The organism is Metabacillus sp. 84, assembly GCF_050107715.1.
Classification (GTDB): Bacteria; Bacillota; Bacilli; order Bacillales; family Bacillaceae; genus Metabacillus_B.
This window is the reverse complement of record NZ_JBNILN010000012.1, coordinates 1-19,236: the sequence shown is the minus strand read 5'-3', so window position 1 is coordinate 19,236 and position 19,236 is coordinate 1. Positions and strand designations below refer to the sequence as shown.

18 protein-coding genes are annotated in these 19,236 nt (G+C 47.2%); 6 read left to right on the top strand and 12 right to left on the bottom strand.

The genetic code is table 11. From position 1 onward, the window contains the following. Nucleotides 1-300 precede the first annotated feature (300 nt). Entirely contained in the window at nt 301-672 is a 372-nt protein-coding gene (locus tag ACQCV8_RS16530; protein WP_426846277.1) for a hypothetical protein, read from the top strand. Between the two features lie 87 nt (nt 673-759). Here the strand turns inward: ACQCV8_RS16530 and ACQCV8_RS16525 are convergent, their stop codons facing one another. The 4 genes from ACQCV8_RS16525 to ACQCV8_RS16510 all read right to left on the bottom strand — a co-directional run bounded on the left by ACQCV8_RS16525 (nt 760) and on the right by ACQCV8_RS16510 (nt 4,030). Continuing rightward, entirely contained in the window at nt 760-1,536 is a 777-nt protein-coding gene (locus tag ACQCV8_RS16525; RefSeq protein ID WP_426846275.1) for an FkbM family methyltransferase, read from the bottom strand. Nucleotides 1,537-1,664: 128 nt separating this feature from the next. Further along, complete coding sequence (locus ACQCV8_RS16520; RefSeq protein WP_426846273.1) at nt 1,665-2,468, bottom strand: glycosyltransferase family 2 protein; 804 nt, start codon at nt 2,466-2,468, stop codon at nt 1,665-1,667. Nucleotides 2,469-2,482: 14 nt separating this feature from the next. Beyond that, the gene (locus tag ACQCV8_RS16515; RefSeq protein WP_426846271.1) at nt 2,483-3,379 is read right to left on the bottom strand and encodes a glycosyltransferase family 2 protein; all 897 of its coding nucleotides are present in this window, start codon (nt 3,377-3,379) and stop codon (nt 2,483-2,485) included. Nucleotides 3,380-3,397: 18 nt separating this feature from the next. Further along, nucleotides 3,398-4,030 (bottom strand): hypothetical protein, encoded by a 633-nt coding sequence (locus tag ACQCV8_RS16510; protein WP_426846269.1) that lies wholly within the window; start codon nt 4,028-4,030, stop codon nt 3,398-3,400. A gap of 466 nt (nt 4,031-4,496) precedes the next feature. Here ACQCV8_RS16510 and ACQCV8_RS16505 point away from each other — a divergent pair, with 466 nt between their 5' ends. Next, complete coding sequence (locus ACQCV8_RS16505) at nt 4,497-5,264, top strand: hypothetical protein (RefSeq protein ID WP_426846267.1); 768 nt, start codon at nt 4,497-4,499, stop codon at nt 5,262-5,264. A 149-nt stretch (nt 5,265-5,413) separates the two neighbouring features. Next, nucleotides 5,414-5,893, top strand: coding sequence for a M67 family metallopeptidase (locus ACQCV8_RS16500; protein ID WP_426846263.1), 480 nt, complete (start codon nt 5,414-5,416; stop codon nt 5,891-5,893). Nucleotides 5,894-6,037: 144 nt separating this feature from the next. Here ACQCV8_RS16500 and ACQCV8_RS16495 read toward each other — a convergent pair whose 3' ends face one another. Continuing rightward, a complete protein-coding gene (locus tag ACQCV8_RS16495; protein WP_426846261.1) occupies nt 6,038-7,687 on the bottom strand; it encodes a hypothetical protein in 1,650 nt (549 codons plus the stop codon). A 318-nt stretch (nt 7,688-8,005) separates the two neighbouring features. Between ACQCV8_RS16495 and ACQCV8_RS16490 the strand changes: the two genes are divergently transcribed. Both ACQCV8_RS16490 and ACQCV8_RS16485 read left to right on the top strand, forming a co-directional pair. Continuing rightward, on the top strand, nt 8,006-8,959 hold the full coding sequence (locus ACQCV8_RS16490) for a D-2-hydroxyacid dehydrogenase (RefSeq protein ID WP_426846259.1): 954 nt from the start codon (nt 8,006-8,008) through the stop codon (nt 8,957-8,959). A gap of 65 nt (nt 8,960-9,024) precedes the next feature. Further along, complete coding sequence (locus tag ACQCV8_RS16485; protein WP_426846258.1) at nt 9,025-9,996, top strand: CotO family spore coat protein; 972 nt, start codon at nt 9,025-9,027, stop codon at nt 9,994-9,996. Here the strand turns inward: ACQCV8_RS16485 and ACQCV8_RS16480 are convergent. The 7 genes from ACQCV8_RS16480 to ACQCV8_RS16450 form a co-directional block, all read right to left on the bottom strand. Further along, nucleotides 9,986-10,396 (bottom strand): hypothetical protein, encoded by a 411-nt coding sequence (locus tag ACQCV8_RS16480; protein WP_426846256.1) that lies wholly within the window; start codon nt 10,394-10,396, stop codon nt 9,986-9,988. The genes ACQCV8_RS16485 and ACQCV8_RS16480 overlap by 11 nt on opposite strands. Before the next feature lie 199 nt (nt 10,397-10,595). Next, nucleotides 10,596-11,159, bottom strand: a complete 564-nt coding sequence (locus ACQCV8_RS16475) for a CotY/CotZ family spore coat protein (RefSeq protein WP_426846254.1) — start codon at nt 11,157-11,159, stop codon at nt 10,596-10,598. 638 nt (nt 11,160-11,797) lie between these two features. After that, a complete protein-coding gene (locus tag ACQCV8_RS16470) occupies nt 11,798-13,336 on the bottom strand; it encodes a SagB family peptide dehydrogenase (protein WP_426846252.1) in 1,539 nt (512 codons plus the stop codon). A gap of 13 nt (nt 13,337-13,349) precedes the next feature. Beyond that, nucleotides 13,350-15,263: a TOMM precursor leader peptide-binding protein gene (locus ACQCV8_RS16465; protein WP_426846250.1), complete on the bottom strand. Its 1,914-nt coding sequence runs from the start codon at nt 15,261-15,263 to the stop codon at nt 13,350-13,352. Next, complete coding sequence (locus ACQCV8_RS16460) at nt 15,260-17,080, bottom strand: bacteriocin maturation protein (protein ID WP_426846248.1); 1,821 nt, start codon at nt 17,078-17,080, stop codon at nt 15,260-15,262. Before ACQCV8_RS16460 ends, ACQCV8_RS16465 begins: the two co-directional genes overlap by 4 nt. A gap of 114 nt (nt 17,081-17,194) precedes the next feature. Continuing rightward, nucleotides 17,195-17,467, bottom strand: coding sequence for a heterocycloanthracin/sonorensin family bacteriocin (locus ACQCV8_RS16455; protein ID WP_426846247.1), 273 nt, complete (start codon nt 17,465-17,467; stop codon nt 17,195-17,197). Nucleotides 17,468-17,886: 419 nt separating this feature from the next. Beyond that, nucleotides 17,887-18,612, bottom strand: a complete 726-nt coding sequence (locus ACQCV8_RS16450) for a hypothetical protein (RefSeq protein WP_426846245.1) — start codon at nt 18,610-18,612, stop codon at nt 17,887-17,889. Nucleotides 18,613-18,877: 265 nt separating this feature from the next. On the opposite strand from ACQCV8_RS16450, the gene ACQCV8_RS16445 reads away from it, so the two are divergent. Further along, on the top strand, nt 18,878-19,159 hold the full coding sequence (locus ACQCV8_RS16445; RefSeq protein WP_426846243.1) for an MBL fold metallo-hydrolase: 282 nt from the start codon (nt 18,878-18,880) through the stop codon (nt 19,157-19,159). Nucleotides 19,160-19,236 lie beyond the last annotated feature (77 nt).

The window sequence follows — 19,236 nt, the reverse complement described above, 5'->3', positions numbered from 1 at the left end:
AGCCATCCAGTCTATTTATGTTCTATGACTTGTGGTTTTAAGACTCTTGCTTTCCTATTATTAACCAAAGTCTATTTTTTAAGAGGCTGTCTTTACCATCTTCGAAGTAATAGTTATCAACCCTTCCCTTCTTCCCTCCGCACACATATAGTATACAAATCACAAATTTTCTTAATGGCTGGCCTGAATCCATACTCTCTCATCCTGATTGGAAAGAGAACTAGATTCAAGCTGCACCCTTATAAAAAAAGCTTTGAATTAAGATATTGTGGTTTAAACAAATTTGCTTCAAAGGAAGGAATGACTGCCCTTATGTTTATTTACTCCACCGGTCAAGTCAACACATCCATTCTAAACCTTGCCCTTATCCGGTTTGATCTTATGAACCGGGCAACAACCCCCCAGACTGTCAGAGTTCTTGTTTGGAACACTGCAGCTTCACCTAAAGTCAATGTGTACGATGAAACCCTCACCGTTCCGGCATTGAATGGATCTGAGCGTCTGTTTACCAGTGTAATCTTCCCTGCGGAATTTGAAGCAATCGTGCAAACGAATGACCCTAACGTTGTTCCCAGGATTACCGGACTAAATGCTTTGAGCACGAGTCTGTTAATCGAATACAAGTATGGGGACTTGTTTAGAACAATTGGTAACGGTGACGTTATAGCTTAGGCCCTATTCTGTCACATTCCAATCAGATAGCTCGGGGTAAACCCCGAGCTGTTTCTATGAATGAAAAATTTTGTCATTTTCAATTGCTTATTTGAATGAACAATATAAATCCTCATGAGTTCCGCCAGACATCAGCTGCATCAGGGTTGAGTAGTCAGCTGCTTTTACAAGGGTATTGTCGCGCTTTAACACGTAAATGCTGGGATATCCGGCTGTCTTAATCATATTGTATAATTCCTCCGGTTCAGCACCTCCAAGATCGGAAATAGCGATTGGATTAAATTCGACAATTAAATCAGGCTTCCATTTTTTTATAGTGTTTGATGCGCCCTGGATCGCTTTTATTTCAGATCCTTCGATATCGATTTTAATAAAATCAACCTTTTGCACATTGGTGTTTTGCACCCAATCATCCAGTTTGATGCAAGGGATTATTTCGTTAGGTGTTGCATCTATTTTCGTTTCATCAAAAACAAAGGACCATCCACCGCCGCCTGCGCCAATTTCACAGAAATTTATGTTTGTATTCCTGTCATACACCCCTACATTTATAGGGGAAATGTTCTTAATATGATTATCCTCTATCGTTTGCACCAGGAAAGGAAAATTCGTCTTGGAAGGTTCAAAGGAATAAACTTGCCCCTCTTTAGCCAAATAGCTCAGTGCGAGGGAAATCAGACCGATGTTGGCGCCAATATCCAGGCAGACACTTTCATGACGTATGATTTTTTTTAAAAGCCTCATTACATGAGGTTCATACGTTCCTTTCGTTTTTACAGGCTTAAATACACTGCTATCGAGTTCATTTCCGTTTATTATAAACGTTTTGTTATCATAAGGAAGATGTAACGCTGCCTTTGCCAACTTATTCAACTCCTATTTATTCATGCTCTCATTATATGAATCATACGGTGAAACGGCACAGTATATAACTGTTTAGTTACATAATAGACGCTTGGCTGAGCACCGGGATGCCCGCTGCATAAAGGGATCTAATCATAGGGGACATAGTGCTTTTCCTTTAAGAATGGCTTTTCCAGTTCTGCCGCTTCCTTAATCAAGCTTAAATCATTTATTTTCCACTTTTGAAAAAATTTCGCTTCACTTTGTTTGATGATTTTTTTATGCCGTTCACGGTGATCTTTGAAACTGCTGCTCCCATAGTGGTGGATGAATACATCGTTTGCCACCATTAGCCTTTTATCCAGGATGAGGGCTCTTAAACATAAATCGGTGTCCTCATAATACCCAGGATAAAATCTCTCATCAAAGCCTCCGATTTCATTTAATAATGTTTGATCAAAGGCCATACAAAGACCGCTTAGATAGTCCGCTTCATAGCTGTCTTCATGATGGCGTTCTGACCACTCGGCAGCAAACACATGCATTTCTTCCATTGTTTTGTAAGGTACGGGAGCTACTATTTGATGAGGTACCGTATAATTTGACCTCGGTCCGGCGATGCCGGTCGAAGCTTTCTGATATAAGCATGCTAAAAGTCTCTTAAGCCAGTCTTTCGTTACAACCGTATCATTATTTAACAGAACGATGGATTCCCCTGATGCCATGGAAAGGCCCTGATTACACCCCACTGGAAATCCTCTGTTTCTTTTATTTGCGATCACTTTGGTTTTTGGAAGAGAACGTAGGTACTCCACCGTTCCATCTGTAGAGCCATTATCAACAGCGATTAATTCAATCTGTTCTTTTGTATGGGCGAATATACTGGCTATGCATTCCTTTGTGTAAGGCAAGCCGTCTTTGGTCAGGAGAATAATAGATGTCAGAGAACCCAATTTACACCCCTTTCTTAATAATCAATAGTAAACTTCCTAAAATACCAGTCATCATCAAATTTTCTCTTCCTCAAATATCTTTCTCTCGTCATGCTAACACCGTCCCTCAGCACCTGCTGTTCAATATCCTCCGCGTTTCCTTTTACGATCATTTTTTTGCATTTTTGAATCCGATCCGGGCTGAAATGCAAATACGCCATCCTCAATAAATTGTAATAGTACTCATCCATGCTTACGTGGTAAGGCTGCTGCTTCCGGAATAGATGCAATACCTTCACATCAGGTAGAACACTGCCACGGTAACCAAAAAGCCAGAGCTTTATGGAGAATTCAACGTCCTCATGGCCCCACGTTTTAAATCCGGTTTCAAAGCCTCCGAGCTTTTCAAACACCTCACGCTCGATGGCAAAGCATCCGCCAGGCAGAACAGCAGTATCAAACATTTCATGGTGATATTGATTCCAATGCGTCCTCAGATTTGAATTATTTTTTGGGTTAGACCATAATGTCTGGCCATACCCTATAAATTCCGGATTCCCGATCGCTCCGATTGCAGGAGTCACTGCGTTCGTTTCCCCTTCAATTAATGGCCGGATTATGCGGTCCAGCCACCAATCCTCGAATTCCAAGTGGGCATCGCAGAATACGAGGTAGTCCCCCCGAGCATGTTCTGCACCTAAATTCCGTGCATTCGCTGCCCCGATGCCGTCAGTGAGAAGAAGCTTAATCCGGTTTTTATGACGAAACGTTTGCAGAAAATCACAGCAATCATCCACTGAAGCGTCATCCACAACAATGGCTTCAAATAATTGATCGGTTTTGGCGGAAAACAAAGAGTCTAACGTCGTTTTCACATGAATTCCTTCATTCTTTACCGGAAAAATAATTGAAATAAATGGATGGTTCTCCAAAAATCCACCTCCGCTCCATTAATACACCGGGAATATTCTTGTTTCAAGCTCATCCATAGGAAGCTTGCCTGCGATATAGCTGCATAGCAGTGAGTGATTATAATGAATCGCAAAAAGTGTTCGGTGAATAGGGGCTGCTGTTCCCTGCAGGTGAATGTAAGGCTCGAGCACATAAGCATCCATGCTCTCAGCCCCGCTGTCAGACAGGCGAATCGCTTTATCCACTCCTTTTAGAATGACGTATTTGCTGCTGATTGGAGGATAGAATGCAATCAGCACGGATTCATCAACCGAAGACTGCCGGTTTTTCAGTTTGCCTCCCTTTGCCTGCTGGATGGACGATTTTAAGCGATCGATGGAGATGACCGTTTTGGAGAGCTTCTCTTTGCTTACCAAATATTCCAGTTTGGGCACCACCCACTCCATTGTGTAGAACTCCTCTTCACTGACAGGCACCTTAAGCTGGATCCGCTCCTCCTCGGATAGGATATAGGGAGCTTGCGAAGCAGCTTTTAGCCGATCCTTGTAATACGCAAATGTCTCGTTCAATTCCGCAGGAGGTTCATTCACAACACTGAACCCGTTCTTTTTAACAAGCTGCTTCATCGCATCCGCCGTTAAAAATTTCTCAAGCTTAAATATACTTTCCAATGCTTTCACCCCGTTGTTATTCACATTCTGTTCTTGTTAAGCTTTTGCCTTTGTTTCACCATGCACAGAAACAAACATATACTGCTATAAGCGGTTTTCCTTTTAAGGAGAATCGACCATGACGAGGGAAAACAATTTTTAAAGCCATAGAGGAAAATCTCCCCGCTTTACTCCTTAATCCAGTTAACGCAAAACATAAACGAAACTCCTTCCATCATCATATACAGGATTAGAAAAAAAGTTGACACACCTGCAGCCGGGAAAATCACGATTCTATAACTGAGGCTCATGGGTATAGTCGAGCGGTAAGATTTTAAAAAAGCCCTGACCGGGCGCAGCACAATTGGAGAATAGCTAAACAGGAAAAAGCAATTCATTTTTCTATAGGAAGAACAACAGGCTTATTGTGCATTCAAAATCAGGCACTATCTTTCAAAGTTTAAGGAAAAATTGGGCAGAGACAGCGGTGAAAGAACCTATGCATGACCGGCAGGAGTTGAATACCATAAAGAGAGGGAGCTGGATTCAAATGGTTTGGAATTTCTGGAACAATGAAGAATCGCACTATCTTGCAAAAACAGAAGAATTAACGAGCACCATTCAGGACTTAAAGGAAAATTTAAGTCACTATGAACAGCTGTTAGAAAAAATGAACGGCCATTTTGAGCGCTATGAACAAAATGAATTGAAGTTCTCCGAGGAAATCAAGGAGCTCAAATTCCAGCTTCAAAGCTCAATGGCTAACGAGAGTGTATACAGCAGCAGGCTAGAGGAACTTAAGAATGAACTCAGTATTTCGGAAGAGCAAAAAACAGCATACAAGGAAAAATTCGAAGCAATGGAACGATCCATCCAGAATATGAAGCAAACTACAGCAGAATACGAAGATCAATTGGAGAAATTGAGAGCGAAAGAAGCGGAACAGTCCAGCCAGCTAAAAGAAACGATCCGCTCCTACCAGGACAAGGAAAAGCAATATGCTGAAAAATTTCAGAAAGCACTGGGACAGTCTCAAGGAAGAAGCGAAGCGCAAAGAAAAGCTGCTGCACAATCTCAGTCACGATACCAGCAACAGGCAGGCAGTCCTATCAATCCGAGAAATCAGAACCAGATTGTTCCAAGAGAAAGAATGCCCGAAAGAAGAGCAGCCAGCCATAGTGAATTGCTGAAGAAATTTTACCCTCAAGCACAGTCTCAAACCAGTATTTTTAATCCATTTAAATATTCAAAATAACCGTTTATTGGAGTGGTAGGAAATGATGTCACCTGAACAGTTTTATCATTCATTTACTCAAGCAAAAAGATTTCCGGCAGGAACGAAAGCAAAATCAGAGTCCAAACTCTTGAAAGATAAAAATCAGGAGCTTTCCCCTAAAGTCGCAAGTGAAAAAAGAGTATACCAATCCGGGGGTCAGCCAAGACGCCGCAGAAGCTGCTGCGGACGCTAAGCGGAAGCCGTTGCGTGAATCCGTCTATATAAAAAAATCAGTTTTAGCTAATATGATCAACCATTGCCAGCAGGAGCTGCCCTATGAAGCATGCGGATTGCTTTCAGGCAGGCTTGGCAAAAATGAAACACAGTGGATCATGAATAACACGGAAAGAAGCCGCACCTCATTTGCAATGGACCTTGGTGAGATGACCCGGACCTTAAATTTAATAAAACAAAAATCGGAAGGGATGACCGGCATTTACCATTCACATCCGACCGCCCCCCCGGTCCCTTCACGGAATGACATAATCCATGCCTATTATCCGGATGCAGCCTATTTTATTATCTCACTCGCTTCCGGGAAGCCAAGGGTTAAGTGTTACCGGATCCGCAATGAGAAAGTCAGGGCTTTAACCATTATTGAAATGTAAGTATTCTGCCATTTTCTAAAAAAGTTGTGTTCATTTGAACGTTGTGTGTTTTCACCCAAAGATTGCTGACAATCTTTGGGTTTTGTTCTGTTTTCAAGGAAAAAAAGGAAGGAGAACCGTCTCCCTCCTCCCTTTTTCCAGCCGTTATTTTTTCTGTTTCCTTTTTAAAAATCTGTTTTTCAGCTGATGAATGGTTTTCAAATCTGCGTGCAGCTGCTCCAAGGTCTTCCATGTTTGAAGAAGGGGCAGTTTAGGATCCTTTCCTGAATCCTTTTCCCAAACCTCACATCCATGGAATGGATTGGCTGTTCCTAAATACAGCTTTCCATTCTTGGAAGAGAACAGGTTTCGCACTCCATAATTTTCGGGATTGCCGAATCCATTCAATGAAACAGGAAGCCAAATGCAGCCATTTCCGGACTTCCATAGGTCAAATCCGGATAGTAAACCCGGGATTTGCAGTTTATAATCCTTTTCCATCCCTTTATTATGCTTTTGACCGTTCCACGTTTCTTTAAGAAGCCTCAATAGGGCTTTACTATAAGGTAGCCGATCTGCAGCAAGTCCAACCCCTTCGTTCAGTTTTTCAACTAAACCGTGCTGAGTGTTCAAAAGGCTGAGTAACAAGGGGTGAAGAGCTGAAAGCTTTAAATGCGGAAGGGACTCGAGAGCTGTTTTCACTTCTTCATCAAAGGTAAGCAAAGCATCCGCCTCACCGTCCCAGATTGCCTCGCATAAAGATTGCAGGGCAGGAGGAATGACCGAGGTCCAATCAAAAGAGCCGGCATAAATGGATCCCTTATAGCTTCTGATCTGCCAGCAGTATACGTTAAACGGGTTACCGAAGCCGGACGGAATCATTGCCAGATTCCTTTGGCCTGTAGACGGCTTTGTCCTCTTCATCGGCAGCCCCCCAACCACGACTTTCCACGTATCATTCCTGCTGATTTTAATCATATCAAAGCCCTTCGTAATAACTGGAACGCCCGAAAGCAGAGGCAAGAAAGGAATCATGCCCGTCCCTAGATAAATGGCCCCCTCGAACTGATCCATGACGAACGGAATGCTGTTAATCGCATCGCCCGCTCCTTTATCTACAACAAGCTTCCAGCCCGAGCATGGCTCTGCCCCATCTGTTCTCCATACATCCAACCCGTCCTCTTTAGCCAGTCCAATGTAAAGGCGGTTATTAAAGCTGATCATGCTAGTAATTTCACCTGTTATGGCTGGCGGCAGGGAGACGGCCTCAAAGGAGGTTTGAGACTCATTCAAGATGAAAAGCTTCGGGACATTGCCGGCCGATGTGAGCGGTACGGTCGCCACGTATAGCCTGCCGAGATGCTCAACCATCGAGCGGGATGAACCTCCCTCAAGTTCGGCGAACACACTCCATCCGCTGCTTACTGTTCTTCTGTATATGACAGCCTTGCTCCCGTCACTGGAGGTAGCGGCTGCGTAAAGAGCTCTTTTTGATCGGCTGTTCTCGGGAAATTGAATCATATACCGGAAACCGTAGGATTTTGACGGGGTTTTGAAATCCAGCTCCCAGTCTGTACCCCCATCCTTTTTAAGTCTCCAAATCTCAGCACGGTAGTCGTCGTTCGGCAAGAAGGCTTTTGGAACCGGCAGCCCCAGTCCATCAAATGCCAGGTTCGGAATATTCCTGCCCGTACCCGTATACAAGTAGTCCCCAAGCTCCTCCATTGCCCACGCATAGTCATTCTGTCTCGCATTCCCCTTGTCGGATGAAAATCCATTTAAGGGAGTGATTTTTTTAAAGCCATGAGTAATCACCAGAACTCTCCCTTCTCTTTGCATAGTCTATTATTTTCCACTGCATAAACCTTATGGCAGAAGACAATAGCTTTTCCTGATAGTTTATGGAACGGGGCTGCTGTTCGGCAGGGCAGACTGAGGAGAAAATTGGCGGAATTTGAGCGGACTATTAATCTATTAGACTAGCCGGGCAAAACCTGAAGCCTTCCAGTAAACGCCTGTTAAACCCGGCTCAAGCCAGCAGGAAAAACCTCTCTTGTGACCGGGTTTGCTGTTTCTGCCCCGTCCCCCCTTTCTGTTACAATGAGGAAAACAGGACGAGTGGAGGATGCTGCTATGCAAAAGCTTATTATCGGGCAAAATTTGAATGATTCTTATGTGAAGCAAATTCAGGAGGTGATCCCGGATTGGAAAATCATAGCCGGAAGAGACGCCTCTGTGTGGGAACGGGATATACAGGGCGCTGAAGTCATCGCAGGCTGGCGGAAGGAAATGGCTAATTATCTTAAGGATGCCAGCAGACTCCGGTGGATTCAATCGTGGAGCGCAGGTGTAAACAGCATGCCGCTTGAAGAGCTGAAGAGGAAATCGATTGCTTTGACAAGCGCTAATGGCGTGCATGCCTATCCGATTTCAGAAACGATCTTCGCCTTAATGCTTGGTCTATCCAGGAACATTCATGCCTACGTCCGCAACCAGCAGGAAAAAAGGTGGCACCATGCCGGCCTTAAATTGGAAATCCACAACAAAACGATTGGCATACTTGGAATCGGAGCCATCGGCAAAGAAACAGCAAAGATCGCCAAAGCCTTTAACATGAAGGTTCTCGGCATGCGGTACTCCGGCAGGCCAGAGGAGTTTGTGGACGAAATGTACACACCGGATAAGCTGCACAGCTTGCTGCCGGAGTGCGATTATGTTGTCGTCACACTGCCCCTAACGAAGGATACAAAACAGCTTTTTGGAAAAAAACAGTTCCGCATGATGAAAAATTCAGCCTTTTTCATCAATATTGGCCGGGGGGACATTGTGGAGGAAAAAGAGTTAATTTCCGCACTACATGAAAAGGAAATCGCGGGGGCCGGTTTGGATGTATTCGAACAGGAACCTCTTGAGGAAAACAGCCCTCTTTGGGAGATGGAAAATGTCATCATCACCCCTCACACTGCAGGCTCCACAGAATATTACGATGAACGGGTCATCGGAGACATATTTCTGCCGAACCTGAAAAAGTACATAGCAGGAAAGGAGCCAGATCTAAACCGGGTGGATTTTGAAAAGGGATACTAGGCCCTGAATCTGCATTCGGCAAGGGAGGAGGGCATATACATTGGGTGTAAAGGAGGCGAAGGCTTTTGGCTGACAAAGAGAAGCAGCGTCCGTTAATGTACATCATCGATCCGCTGATTAATGAGCGGGATCTGCCCCAATCACTGCCGGCTCACCCGAGAAAGAAAAAGCTGGAGAAGAAACAGTTCGCACAAAAACTTGCAGAAGAAATGAAAAAGCTTCAAAGCGGAATGGTCATCCTTTTAGGCGCGCCAGACCCAGAACCCGGTCCCCTTCAATCTGACGCCTCAGCTGAACCAGGCCCTGCAGAAGCGTCAGGTTTAGGAGCCGGCGTTCATAAGCAGCCAGAACAGCGTCTTCCTAACCGGGAGACATCCGGCGATCTGGAGACAGACCCGTTTAACCCGCTGGCGGAGATCCATGGGCTGGATTGTTATTTTCAGCTGACAGAAGCAGAATCCCTCCCAGATCATGAGGAGTTTCTATTAAACTATGATCCTGAAGCAGCAGCCGGAGTCTCATGGCTGTCTGAACCTGCTTCTCCCACAGAGACCGCAGTCTCCAGCGCTGCCGGCCAGGACGCTGAACCCGTGGCCGAAGGAGCACCATTACAAAGCCTGCCTGAAAAGCTGTCTGCTGAAACGATAAACCCAGTTCATCAGACAAATTTACGACCTGCAACAGATACTGAAATAAGGGAATCAGCTGCAGATGACGACGAGCCGGAAAGTCTTGGGGATTACCCGAATAACATGTACCGGGGACCGGTAAAAATCCATTTTCGTACGAAACGAAAAACCCCTTCAAAACCGTTTAAACATTTAAGCATTCCCGAAAAAGCAGCATTCCTTTTAAGCCTCCCCAAACCATTCAACGGCATCATCACTGAAATCAAAACGAGCAAACGATCCTGTGTCGGAATCGTCTGCTCGTTTTCAGAAATAAACGAATCCCTTACCATTTTAAATACAAACGACCTCCATTTCTACACGATGGCGATACAGGAAATACAAAGCTTTAAAATCATCAGTCTTTGACTTCTACAAGCTTTGAATCCAAATACTGCACGCCTCCGAACACGGTGCTGTTCATTTCAACGCAGAACCCGGTTTTTATCAGGTTATACACATCGAAAAGATCTTCCGGAACCGCCTGGCCATAATGAGGCTTTAATAGTGTAAGGGTGACCATGAATGAATCGCTGATGGTTTCAATGCGGAAAAAAGGAGTGGTAAAATGGCCCTTTTCATCACGCCGGCCAATACCTCCTGATGATTGAAAAACACTTCCGTTATTTAGAAAAAAAACAACCGGAATGGTATCTCGAATAGGTGCCGGGAAAAAGAGACTCTCAATCTTTCCTGCCTCTTCGACCGCATCCTGTAGGGTCTTGATCTGTTCCAGCCTTCTAATAAGGGGGTTTACATGCACACGCAATGTCCTTCCCTCCCTGCATGTTCTGTTCCTAATTTATGTTCCATTCATGGAATTATGAAGTGTCCCTGGAATGCTGGTCAAGAAAACCTCCGCTATCCTGTTTTAAGCTCCCAATCCAGGATGGTTCTCTACTATTAAATAAAAGAAAGAAAGACAGCCGTCAGAGCTGTCTTTCCTATAGCCTAATATCGATTTATTCTTAACCTAGTGCTGGAGCCTGAGGGCAGGTGCTTGCATTAACAGCAGGCAAGCAGGAAACTCCGCAGAAGCATCTCAGGTCAACAGTTATGCAGATTCCTGTTCTTTGATAAAGCGGTGTAACAGTTTCCAGGCAGTCATTCAAGTCGCTTACTCTCGGACCATATCTCGGTGTATCTCCCAATCCGGTAACACATAGCAATTCAAGCTCTGCACAGCATGTTTCTGTATCTACAGCAGATACTCTAAAGAAGCTGGAAGTAGCCGCTTCCAGTTGTCCATTGTTTCCGTTTGCAGCTCTTTTAAAGCCTTGCGCGATGAAAACCGTTCCGCAGAATCCTCCGAAATAAATATCTTCGTCTCCAACTGTTCTCGGGTTAGCTGAATTGCAAATCAACTGAACGGGTACTGTATTGTAATTAGGAGCAGAACCTCCCATTAATTCGCGAACAGATTCAGAGCAGCTTCCGAGACAATCCTGGGTGTTATCTTGTTGAGCATCTGCAATTTCTGCTAAAATATCGCACACACAACTGCCTGTATTTAAGTGACTTCCACAACCCATTTATCATTTCCTCCTATTATCTTTCAATTGACTCTCGTCCGTACATCTTATGTTGATAGAATGGAAGGGTGTGGGAGGGTACCCCTGCTTACAAAAAATGGACAGGGGCATTAAAATCATATTTTGCAGCGGAAATTTTCATAGAGGATGCTAGAATCGTGCCTCATCCCTGAATATAAGGATCGTTGACTTTGATCGGGAGGCTGATGAATAACGGGGGGTTCTGGTCTATATAACAAGTGATACGGCGGGGTCTGTCCCTCACTCTGATAAAGAGCTAAATCTCCGGCACCACCTCTCAAAACCGCTGTGCCGCAGCGGTTTATGAACAATGGCCTCTGTCCCCTGCTGCATTAAAGCAGAAGGGGCCTGGCACCGTGCCTGGCCCCACTTTCGCTGCCGTACTAAAGCTCCGGCACCTGATCCTTCAACCCATGGCACACACCGCCTGACAGAGTGCTGTCTCTGTCCCCCGCCGCTTTACAGGAGGAAAGCTCCGGCACCCGCTTATCAACGTGATCATCCGGGATACCTGGTTAACATGAACCGGATCGCAGCTCCTTCTTTCTGCACCGGACGGGAAGCCACCTGCACTTCACACCTTTTAGTAGAGGACTTAACCCGCCAGCCCCAGAACCTCACCCATGCAGCCCACCCTTCAGCCACGCCCTCTCCCTGTAACCGCCAATCGGGATCTGAATCAGACAGGTTTCCCCGGTTTCCTCCAGCTTGTAAAGCCTGTCACAGCGGGATACATCATATCCAAGCAGCGGATGTCCGCCAAGTCCGAGGGCTGACGCTGCCAGGAGCAGACGCTGGACAAGCATGCCCGCTTCCATCTGCTGGACCCGGTATCCCCTCCAGCTGAGCTGATCCATCAGATGTCCCCGGTCCCCCGCCACATGCAATACGATTGGAGTTGTGTACAAATTGACATTATGAAGCGTCAGTCCATCCTGAAGATACAAGCGGTGATCTCCAGGCCGGATACATTTCAGCGTGCCTTCTTCATACAGGTAGGCTCCGTCTTCAATACCTTCTACATGATAAAAGCATGCATACACAGACAGCCGGCTCCGATTGATTTCCGCCCCATCCAGATCATTCCGGCAGACAGATGCGGACACGGCTTCCCGAAGAAGATCTCCTGCCGTTTCTGCATGGATATCACCTATCATAAAATCCATATCCGGTGAAAACCGGCTCCGGCAGGACGAAGCGAGGTCATATAAGAACCTGCTCCCGCCAAGGTTTGTCTCCTGTCCGTCACGGACCGGCTTTTTCCATGAACCAATTTTCCGGAATTCCTTCGCTGACTCCATAAACGATGCCTCATTGATTTCACATAGCAGCGAATAATCCAATATTCTTTTGGAGCGTTCATAGGACTCGGTTATAATCGGGGGAATGGACCGGCACAGCTCCTCAGCTGACACTAATCCGCGGTCCGTTCCGGCAAACCACCGCATTGGCTCTACTGACAGCGGGATGACGGCATAGACGCTTTCTTCCTTATCATTCAAGCCTAGAATATGATTGAGCGCCCTGTCGAGAAACTGTACATAAACACCGCATGAGAAGCCAAATCTCTTTGCAGCTTCCTGCAGCTGTCCGGCCAGCACTCCTGCATCAAGTCCCTGAAGCCGGTAGGAGAACTGATTGTATTTAAAAAAATTTTTCCAGAACTTTGCCGAAATCAGTACAGCGCCGAAACAGGAGGAAATGTCACAGCGTTCTCCGAGTGCTTCAGAAAGATACGTCTCCCAGTTCCCTTCCCTCAAAAGGACGAGCTGGTGACGGGCAGCGTCGTAATGGTAAATTCCAGAAGGTGCCTCATCCACATTCAGATACAGATACAACTCATTCGGGTAAAGACCTCCCCCTGAAGGAACGAATCTTCTGAGCGACTGAACCGTTTCCTCAGCCGAACCGCTTTGGGTAATCTGTGTCAACCCATACGTATACCACAAAAAATGCCCAATCCTTGTCAGAGAAGGCACGGCGGGTTCTTTCCATTTCGCAAGTGTAAGCGGGACCTCGTTGCTTAGAGGTATAGCAGGCAGCCCCCGATACAGTTTGTATGGCAGGGGCGCATCCTCCCAATCCGGCTCCCAGCCATCAGGAGCGGTCTTTTCGGTATGAAAGTGCAGGTTATAAAGAAATTCACCAAGATCCAACAAAGTCCCCTCCTTACGGAAACGGATGCGGGTACGGATTAAGCTCCCCGATTTTCAAAGGTTTGGAGCAGTATCCTAATTCATACGGGACCTCCAGCAAACGCTTTAATCCCGTCACACGTCTTAAATGATGGCCGAACGTCATCGGGAGCATCCCCGGGATGAGAACCTTGACACAGTGCAGTCCATTACGGCTTAGCTCCGGCGCTGTCTGGTCAACAACGATGACATCCATATCCCTTTTCGCGAACCGCTGCAGCACATCTTCGAGATCCTCCTTAAGGTCAGAGCGGAAAGGAGTACGGTCGAACGCTTCACCAAACGTGAGCGGCGGCCGCTTATCCTTCAGCAAAAAGTCCAGCCGCTCCTCTGCCTCCGGAAGGCCGTACAGCATCCCGTGATCATCCATCTGCTTTACAAGCGCTGAATCCTCCAGCAGCTTCCGGTGCACGTCCCGTTCCTTATCCAGCCTCTGTCCGAGCGATTCCATTAAACCTGCCAGCTCAAATACAGCACTTTTCACCGCTTTGACGGGATCGAGATGGGCCCCGGCCGCACATTGCAGGTTAATGCCCTTTCCTGTACCGTTTTTCATGACGGCCCAGATGCTTGGGATCCCATGCTCCATCGTCGCCTGGAAAAGGTGAAGCTTATAGCCGTACAGGATTTCGAGACGGTCAAGCATGACGTTCAGTTCAGCGTCGTCTGAAGATCGCGGATCAACCCTTCTCAATGGGAGCTCCGCGTACCAGGTTAGAAGAAACGCATCCCGCTCTGCCACTTCCATGATGCCGTGGAAGATCGCTTCCTCCAGGCTCCCCCCAACCGCGCACCCGTTTGAGGATTCATACACAAAACCGCCTCCGTACCCGCAGCTCATGCTGTAGTAGGCGAGAAGCTCTGGAACAAGGACCGGGCGGTTTTGTAAAAATGAATAGCCCCATACCCAGCTGAGCTCTCTTTCCGGATCGAACGGCTTAAAAGGAAAATCAGGCTGTTCGTATTGCGCCTCTGCATGCACCCCGACAGACATAGGATCGATGGCATAATCCTTCAAGCGGCTGTACCGGTCCCGTACAACCGGATATTTACCCCTCGGGCTCATTCCGCAATAGCGTTCAAGCCCCTCCAAAATGGCGGTCATCTCGCTCAGTTCATAAGAAAGCGTTCGGCCGGCCGTCCCTTCGTCCCCGCCAAATAAGGGCAGATTTACGCTCATATCAGCGAATGGCGTGGACAAATCCAGCAGCTTATCATTAAACAGACCTGTCCGTTCATCAAGATAATCCCTGATTAGGAAGCCGGACAGCTCTTCGATCGAGCGGCACCGGTAGCTGCCCGCGCCCGACTTTGGACTGGATTTGAGCATAATTCGTGCAAGCTCCGGGGAATCATCCGGCACCGTGCCGCAAACTCCGCAAAATGGGTCCGGAAGAAACGAGTGCCAAGCTCCTTCCAGACGTTTTAAATGAAGGAGATAGATCCGGCCATCCGACCGAATCTCTTCTCCTCTGAAAAAGGATTCAGTCTCGTTTTCAAGCACATGAAGGAGCTGCACCATTCCTGTCCGGGATGCCCAAGCATCGGGAGCCTCTTTCGTTTCGGCCAGCCTTTCTGTCAAATCCCACATGTGCTTCCGGTCCCTGCCCGCCATCAGCTTTCGGACAGAGGAACAATGGACACAGCCGGGCACTGCCTTTTTCTCAAGCGGTCCAATGACCCCCTCCCCGAACGCCATGTATGCAAACAATGTTGGAACACTTGTGGTCACAGAACGGAAAAATGCCGGATTCCAGCTGTCCTGAAGGACCACGGCCAGTTCAGCTGAGTCTCCTTCAGCTCCAGATAAAACGCGATAATGCTTTGAAAGCTTTTGACGGGCGAGTGCTGCCAGCTCTCCATCTCCGAAAATAACAATCTGCCTCATTGCACCTCCCCCTTTCGGAGTGTCACCCTGAATATCTCCGCAGCTCCTTCTTTTAGAAAAGGGACACCTGTCAGTTCATCCACATCCAATACAATCTCTTCACGCTCCAGAATGGTTGCTGCATATCGGTAAAGCGCAGTCCAGCTTACATCATACTCAGGAATCATCAGTCGGAAGGAATGTTCAAGCAGGACAGGGGGAGCAGAAGGCTTTCGTTTTTGCGGGACTTGAATCAGCTCCAGTGATCGTTGAAGGGCTCTCCGGGCTGCAAGAGTTACATTTAATCCTGTGCTTTTTACCCATCCGTGTCTCGTACCCGCCCATATAACAGGGAATCCACCCGCTTCCCTTCCTACACCGATGACCGGAGTCAAATTCAGCGAATTCAGCACCTGCCAGTAGTACCGGCAGCGACAATCCTCCGCAGCGAGCTGAACAGGGTAAACCGGTATCACTTCTTCCTTCTGGCGCTTCAGCTCCTCCTCTAGCGCCTGCTCAATTCCCCGGCAGACAGCCTCTGCTGCCGTTTCCCCGGCTCCGATACCGTGAACCTCCTCATCGCATTGAAAAAGCTCCGCTCCATAGGCTTCAAGACCGGCCAGTCCCGCTTCCTTCCGTGCCTCTTCATGGGTAGCCCCGCTGCTAATAATTTCAGGCAGCAAGTCGCCCGTTTCCGGATGAACGGCCTGCACCCGGCACAAAGCCAAAGGAAGCTGACTCAGATTTCCTTCCTCCCACTTGCGGAAGATTCCCGTTCTCGCTGAGGCCAGTTTGCTGAAAAACAAAAACCATTCCTGCGGATTTCGTTCTGTTGCCTCCCCGATTCTCATCTTTATGTCGACCGGCTTGAACTCTATACTCTTCTGTCCGCGTGGCACCAGGGTTTCCCAGCTTCCCTCAAGCGTCTCTGCATTCAGCAGATAGCATTTCTGTTCGCCGTTTTGAACCCCTGCCGCTTCCTTCATCCATTCAAAAGCAATCAGGTTGGCTAGCATCGCATAGGCTGTCCTGGAGGGAACATATCCCCTTGACGGAGGAAGACTTCGAATGAGCTGCCATACTTCTCCGTACTGTTCAGGCTGCAGGACCGATCCTGCAGCCCCCGCTTCTCCTTTGAAAATAGCAGGAATAAGAAGTTTCCCGCCCCTCCTGCAAACCTCAATAATCCCTTCAAGCTCTTTCTCGCCGTTATGATCTGATACAAATAAGACAGCATCGAACTGCTTAATGGCGTCCTCCCATTCATCTGGCTCCGCTGTCTCCACCCTCACTTCCGGATCCTGAAGCTGCGCACCTTCTGCAAGCTCCTTGATGCGGTCCCAATCGGTCTCCCCTGCAGCCAGCAAATGCAGTTTTGCCGTGCCAGATTCAAGAATTGCGGATACAAGAGAAACAAAAAAAGGCCCCGAGCCTGCCGCCAGAACAGGCGTCTGGCGAAACTTTTCAAACCTGGCCGCTCCTGACCCTCCAAGCTCATCGAGAAATTCAATCTGAGAGCCAAATCGCTTAAGCACCTCTTCAGGCAGCTGATGCGGGAGCTCTTTTTGCACATCCCGTACATATCCATTTCCAAGCAGAGTCCCGACAATATCAAAAACCCGGTCACGGTATTCCGGCGACAGCCCGGCGGTCAATTCAGCCAGGCTCCGCTCCCCTGTAAAAAGAGGCAGCAACTTTTCTATCCACTGAGCAACCGACTTGCCTTTCATTTCAAACGAACTTGTATTATTCCGGAAATACACACTGCCTGAAGGATCAGGGACAAACACCGTATCCCGGTTCGTTTTCAACCGTGAAGAAGGATCCAAGTTCTGCATTCCGCTCCTCCTTTTCCTGAAAAAATCATGATCATTTCAGGATATGCGGCAGAAATTGTCCGTTATGTAAAAAAAAGTCTCTGTGCCCTTTAGACACAAAGACTTCCCCTGATACTATTCGATGCGTCCGCAGCGTCCGCAGCCGCCACATCTTGCACAGCCGCCGCATCTTGCACAGCCTCCACATCTTGCACAGCCGCCGCAGCCTCCGCAGCCTCCACAGCCTGCACAGCCTACACAACCCACACAGCCCACACAGCCGAAGCAGCGGAAGAAGATTAAACGGGAATCATCGCCATACCCATTTCTGGCATCCCAAGGAATAACCTGCCCTGCCTGATAGTCTCCCAGCTGCAGCGCCTGTAAATCATTTTGAATTGGATACATATTCATAACCTCCGCATATTTTTATTCATTTTTTCTGTAAGCCTATTGCTAGATAGGTCAATTCACCAAATTCCTGGTCACTCCCCCACAATTTATGAAGAATGGCCGATTTGGGTTCGTAGTGGGTAAGCCCAACTTTTATTGAACGAAAACTAAAGGTATGCGGAGGTGATATGATTGATCTTATAAAAGAGAATGGAGGCAGGAGGGAAGCAGGCTGTCCCGGCAGGCCTGTACTTGTTCTCCTGCACGGATTTCCAAGTTCACGCCTATATTCCGGGATCTGATCCCGCTTCTTAAAGCGTTATACTTTAAACGAGCGGGGTTCCCTCTGCTGCGAACCGCCTCCTCTAATTTTTAAGGCGCACCGGGGCATGTTAACCGGCGGGGTAAAACCGGACACATGGTTCACAAAGAATTTAATCCCCGCCGGTTATGAGCACATACTGCCGGTTTTTGAAAGTAAACCTCTCCCAGATCCTGATAAAGCCGTTTTTATTTAAGCGGAAGGTTCCGAGATAATTTGTATAGCTTCTCTCCTTAAAATCGATTACTACATCCAGACTATCAATTTTGGGGAGCATCTCATGATGATCATAGCAGGTATACAGCTCAATTGGACCTGTTTGGAGTGAGTGTTCATGGATGTATTGAAACAGATATTCCAGGGTCTCCCGCGTTCTGCTTGATCCAAGCTCATAGATAGATGGATGCCTGAGCTTTGATTTAATCCCATCAAATCCTTCCATCTTGCTTATGCTGATTCCGGCAGCTGCATCCTCTTCTGTTTCGTAGACAATGAGGGACTGCTGTGGAGTTTCCTTATATTTGTTCCGCTTTTCCTTTTTGGTTTGCATGCCTCTGATTTTCAGCTGTGACAAGTCCTTAATCGGGACGACTGAAGCTTTGCTGTGAAAAGGCACAGGAGGCAGTTCATTCTTTGAACCAATAAAATGATAGAGCATCGTCATGCTTTCATTCAGCATCCTTCCTCCATTAAGCAGAAGCAGCAGCCCGCCGTTAGGTATCGGACTGCTGCTGCCGTTTACTTCACCGTTATTTTTCTGGTGATGCTGGTCTTGTTTCCGGCTTGATCTTTTGCATGATAGGTGATTCTCTGCAATCCCCTTTACCTTCGTATTCACCGAGCCTGATACGGTTATCTTTTATGTAACATCTCCGTCTGCATTGTCCTTTGCCGTAACTCCCGCCATCGGATTAAAAGCAGATATGTATTTTACGGTCTTGGATCCTGTTCCATAAATAACAGGCTTGACTGTGTCCACATACTTCGTGATGTATGCAGAGGATGAAAATAGGAGAATAGAGTTTGCTTTAGAAGATGTTCATAAAGGAAATCAGGTTCCCGTCCCGAATAGTATCTATCCCCTAAAATCAGGAGGCAAAAAAATGGACCACCATTACTTTACCTGCACGGAAGTCCGACCCGGCGTTTTTGCAGCGATTGCAAAGGAAGGGACGGGGGCAGCTGGCAATGCTGGATTTGTAAATTGGGGAAAAGGGACGATCGTATTCGATACCTTTTTGCTGCCGCAGGCTGCAGCTGAGCTTTGCGCAGCAGCAGAGGAACGGACAGGAAACCGTGTGAACTATGTAGTGAACAGCCACTATCACGGAGACCATTTGAGACTCCCACGGCTAAAGCCGCAAGCCCTACACCTTACGGTGTGACGGGTGGGATTCTTGAATGACTAAACGTTCGCAGTCCATTTCTGTTTTGAACAGCCTTCAAGACAGGGGCATCTCAT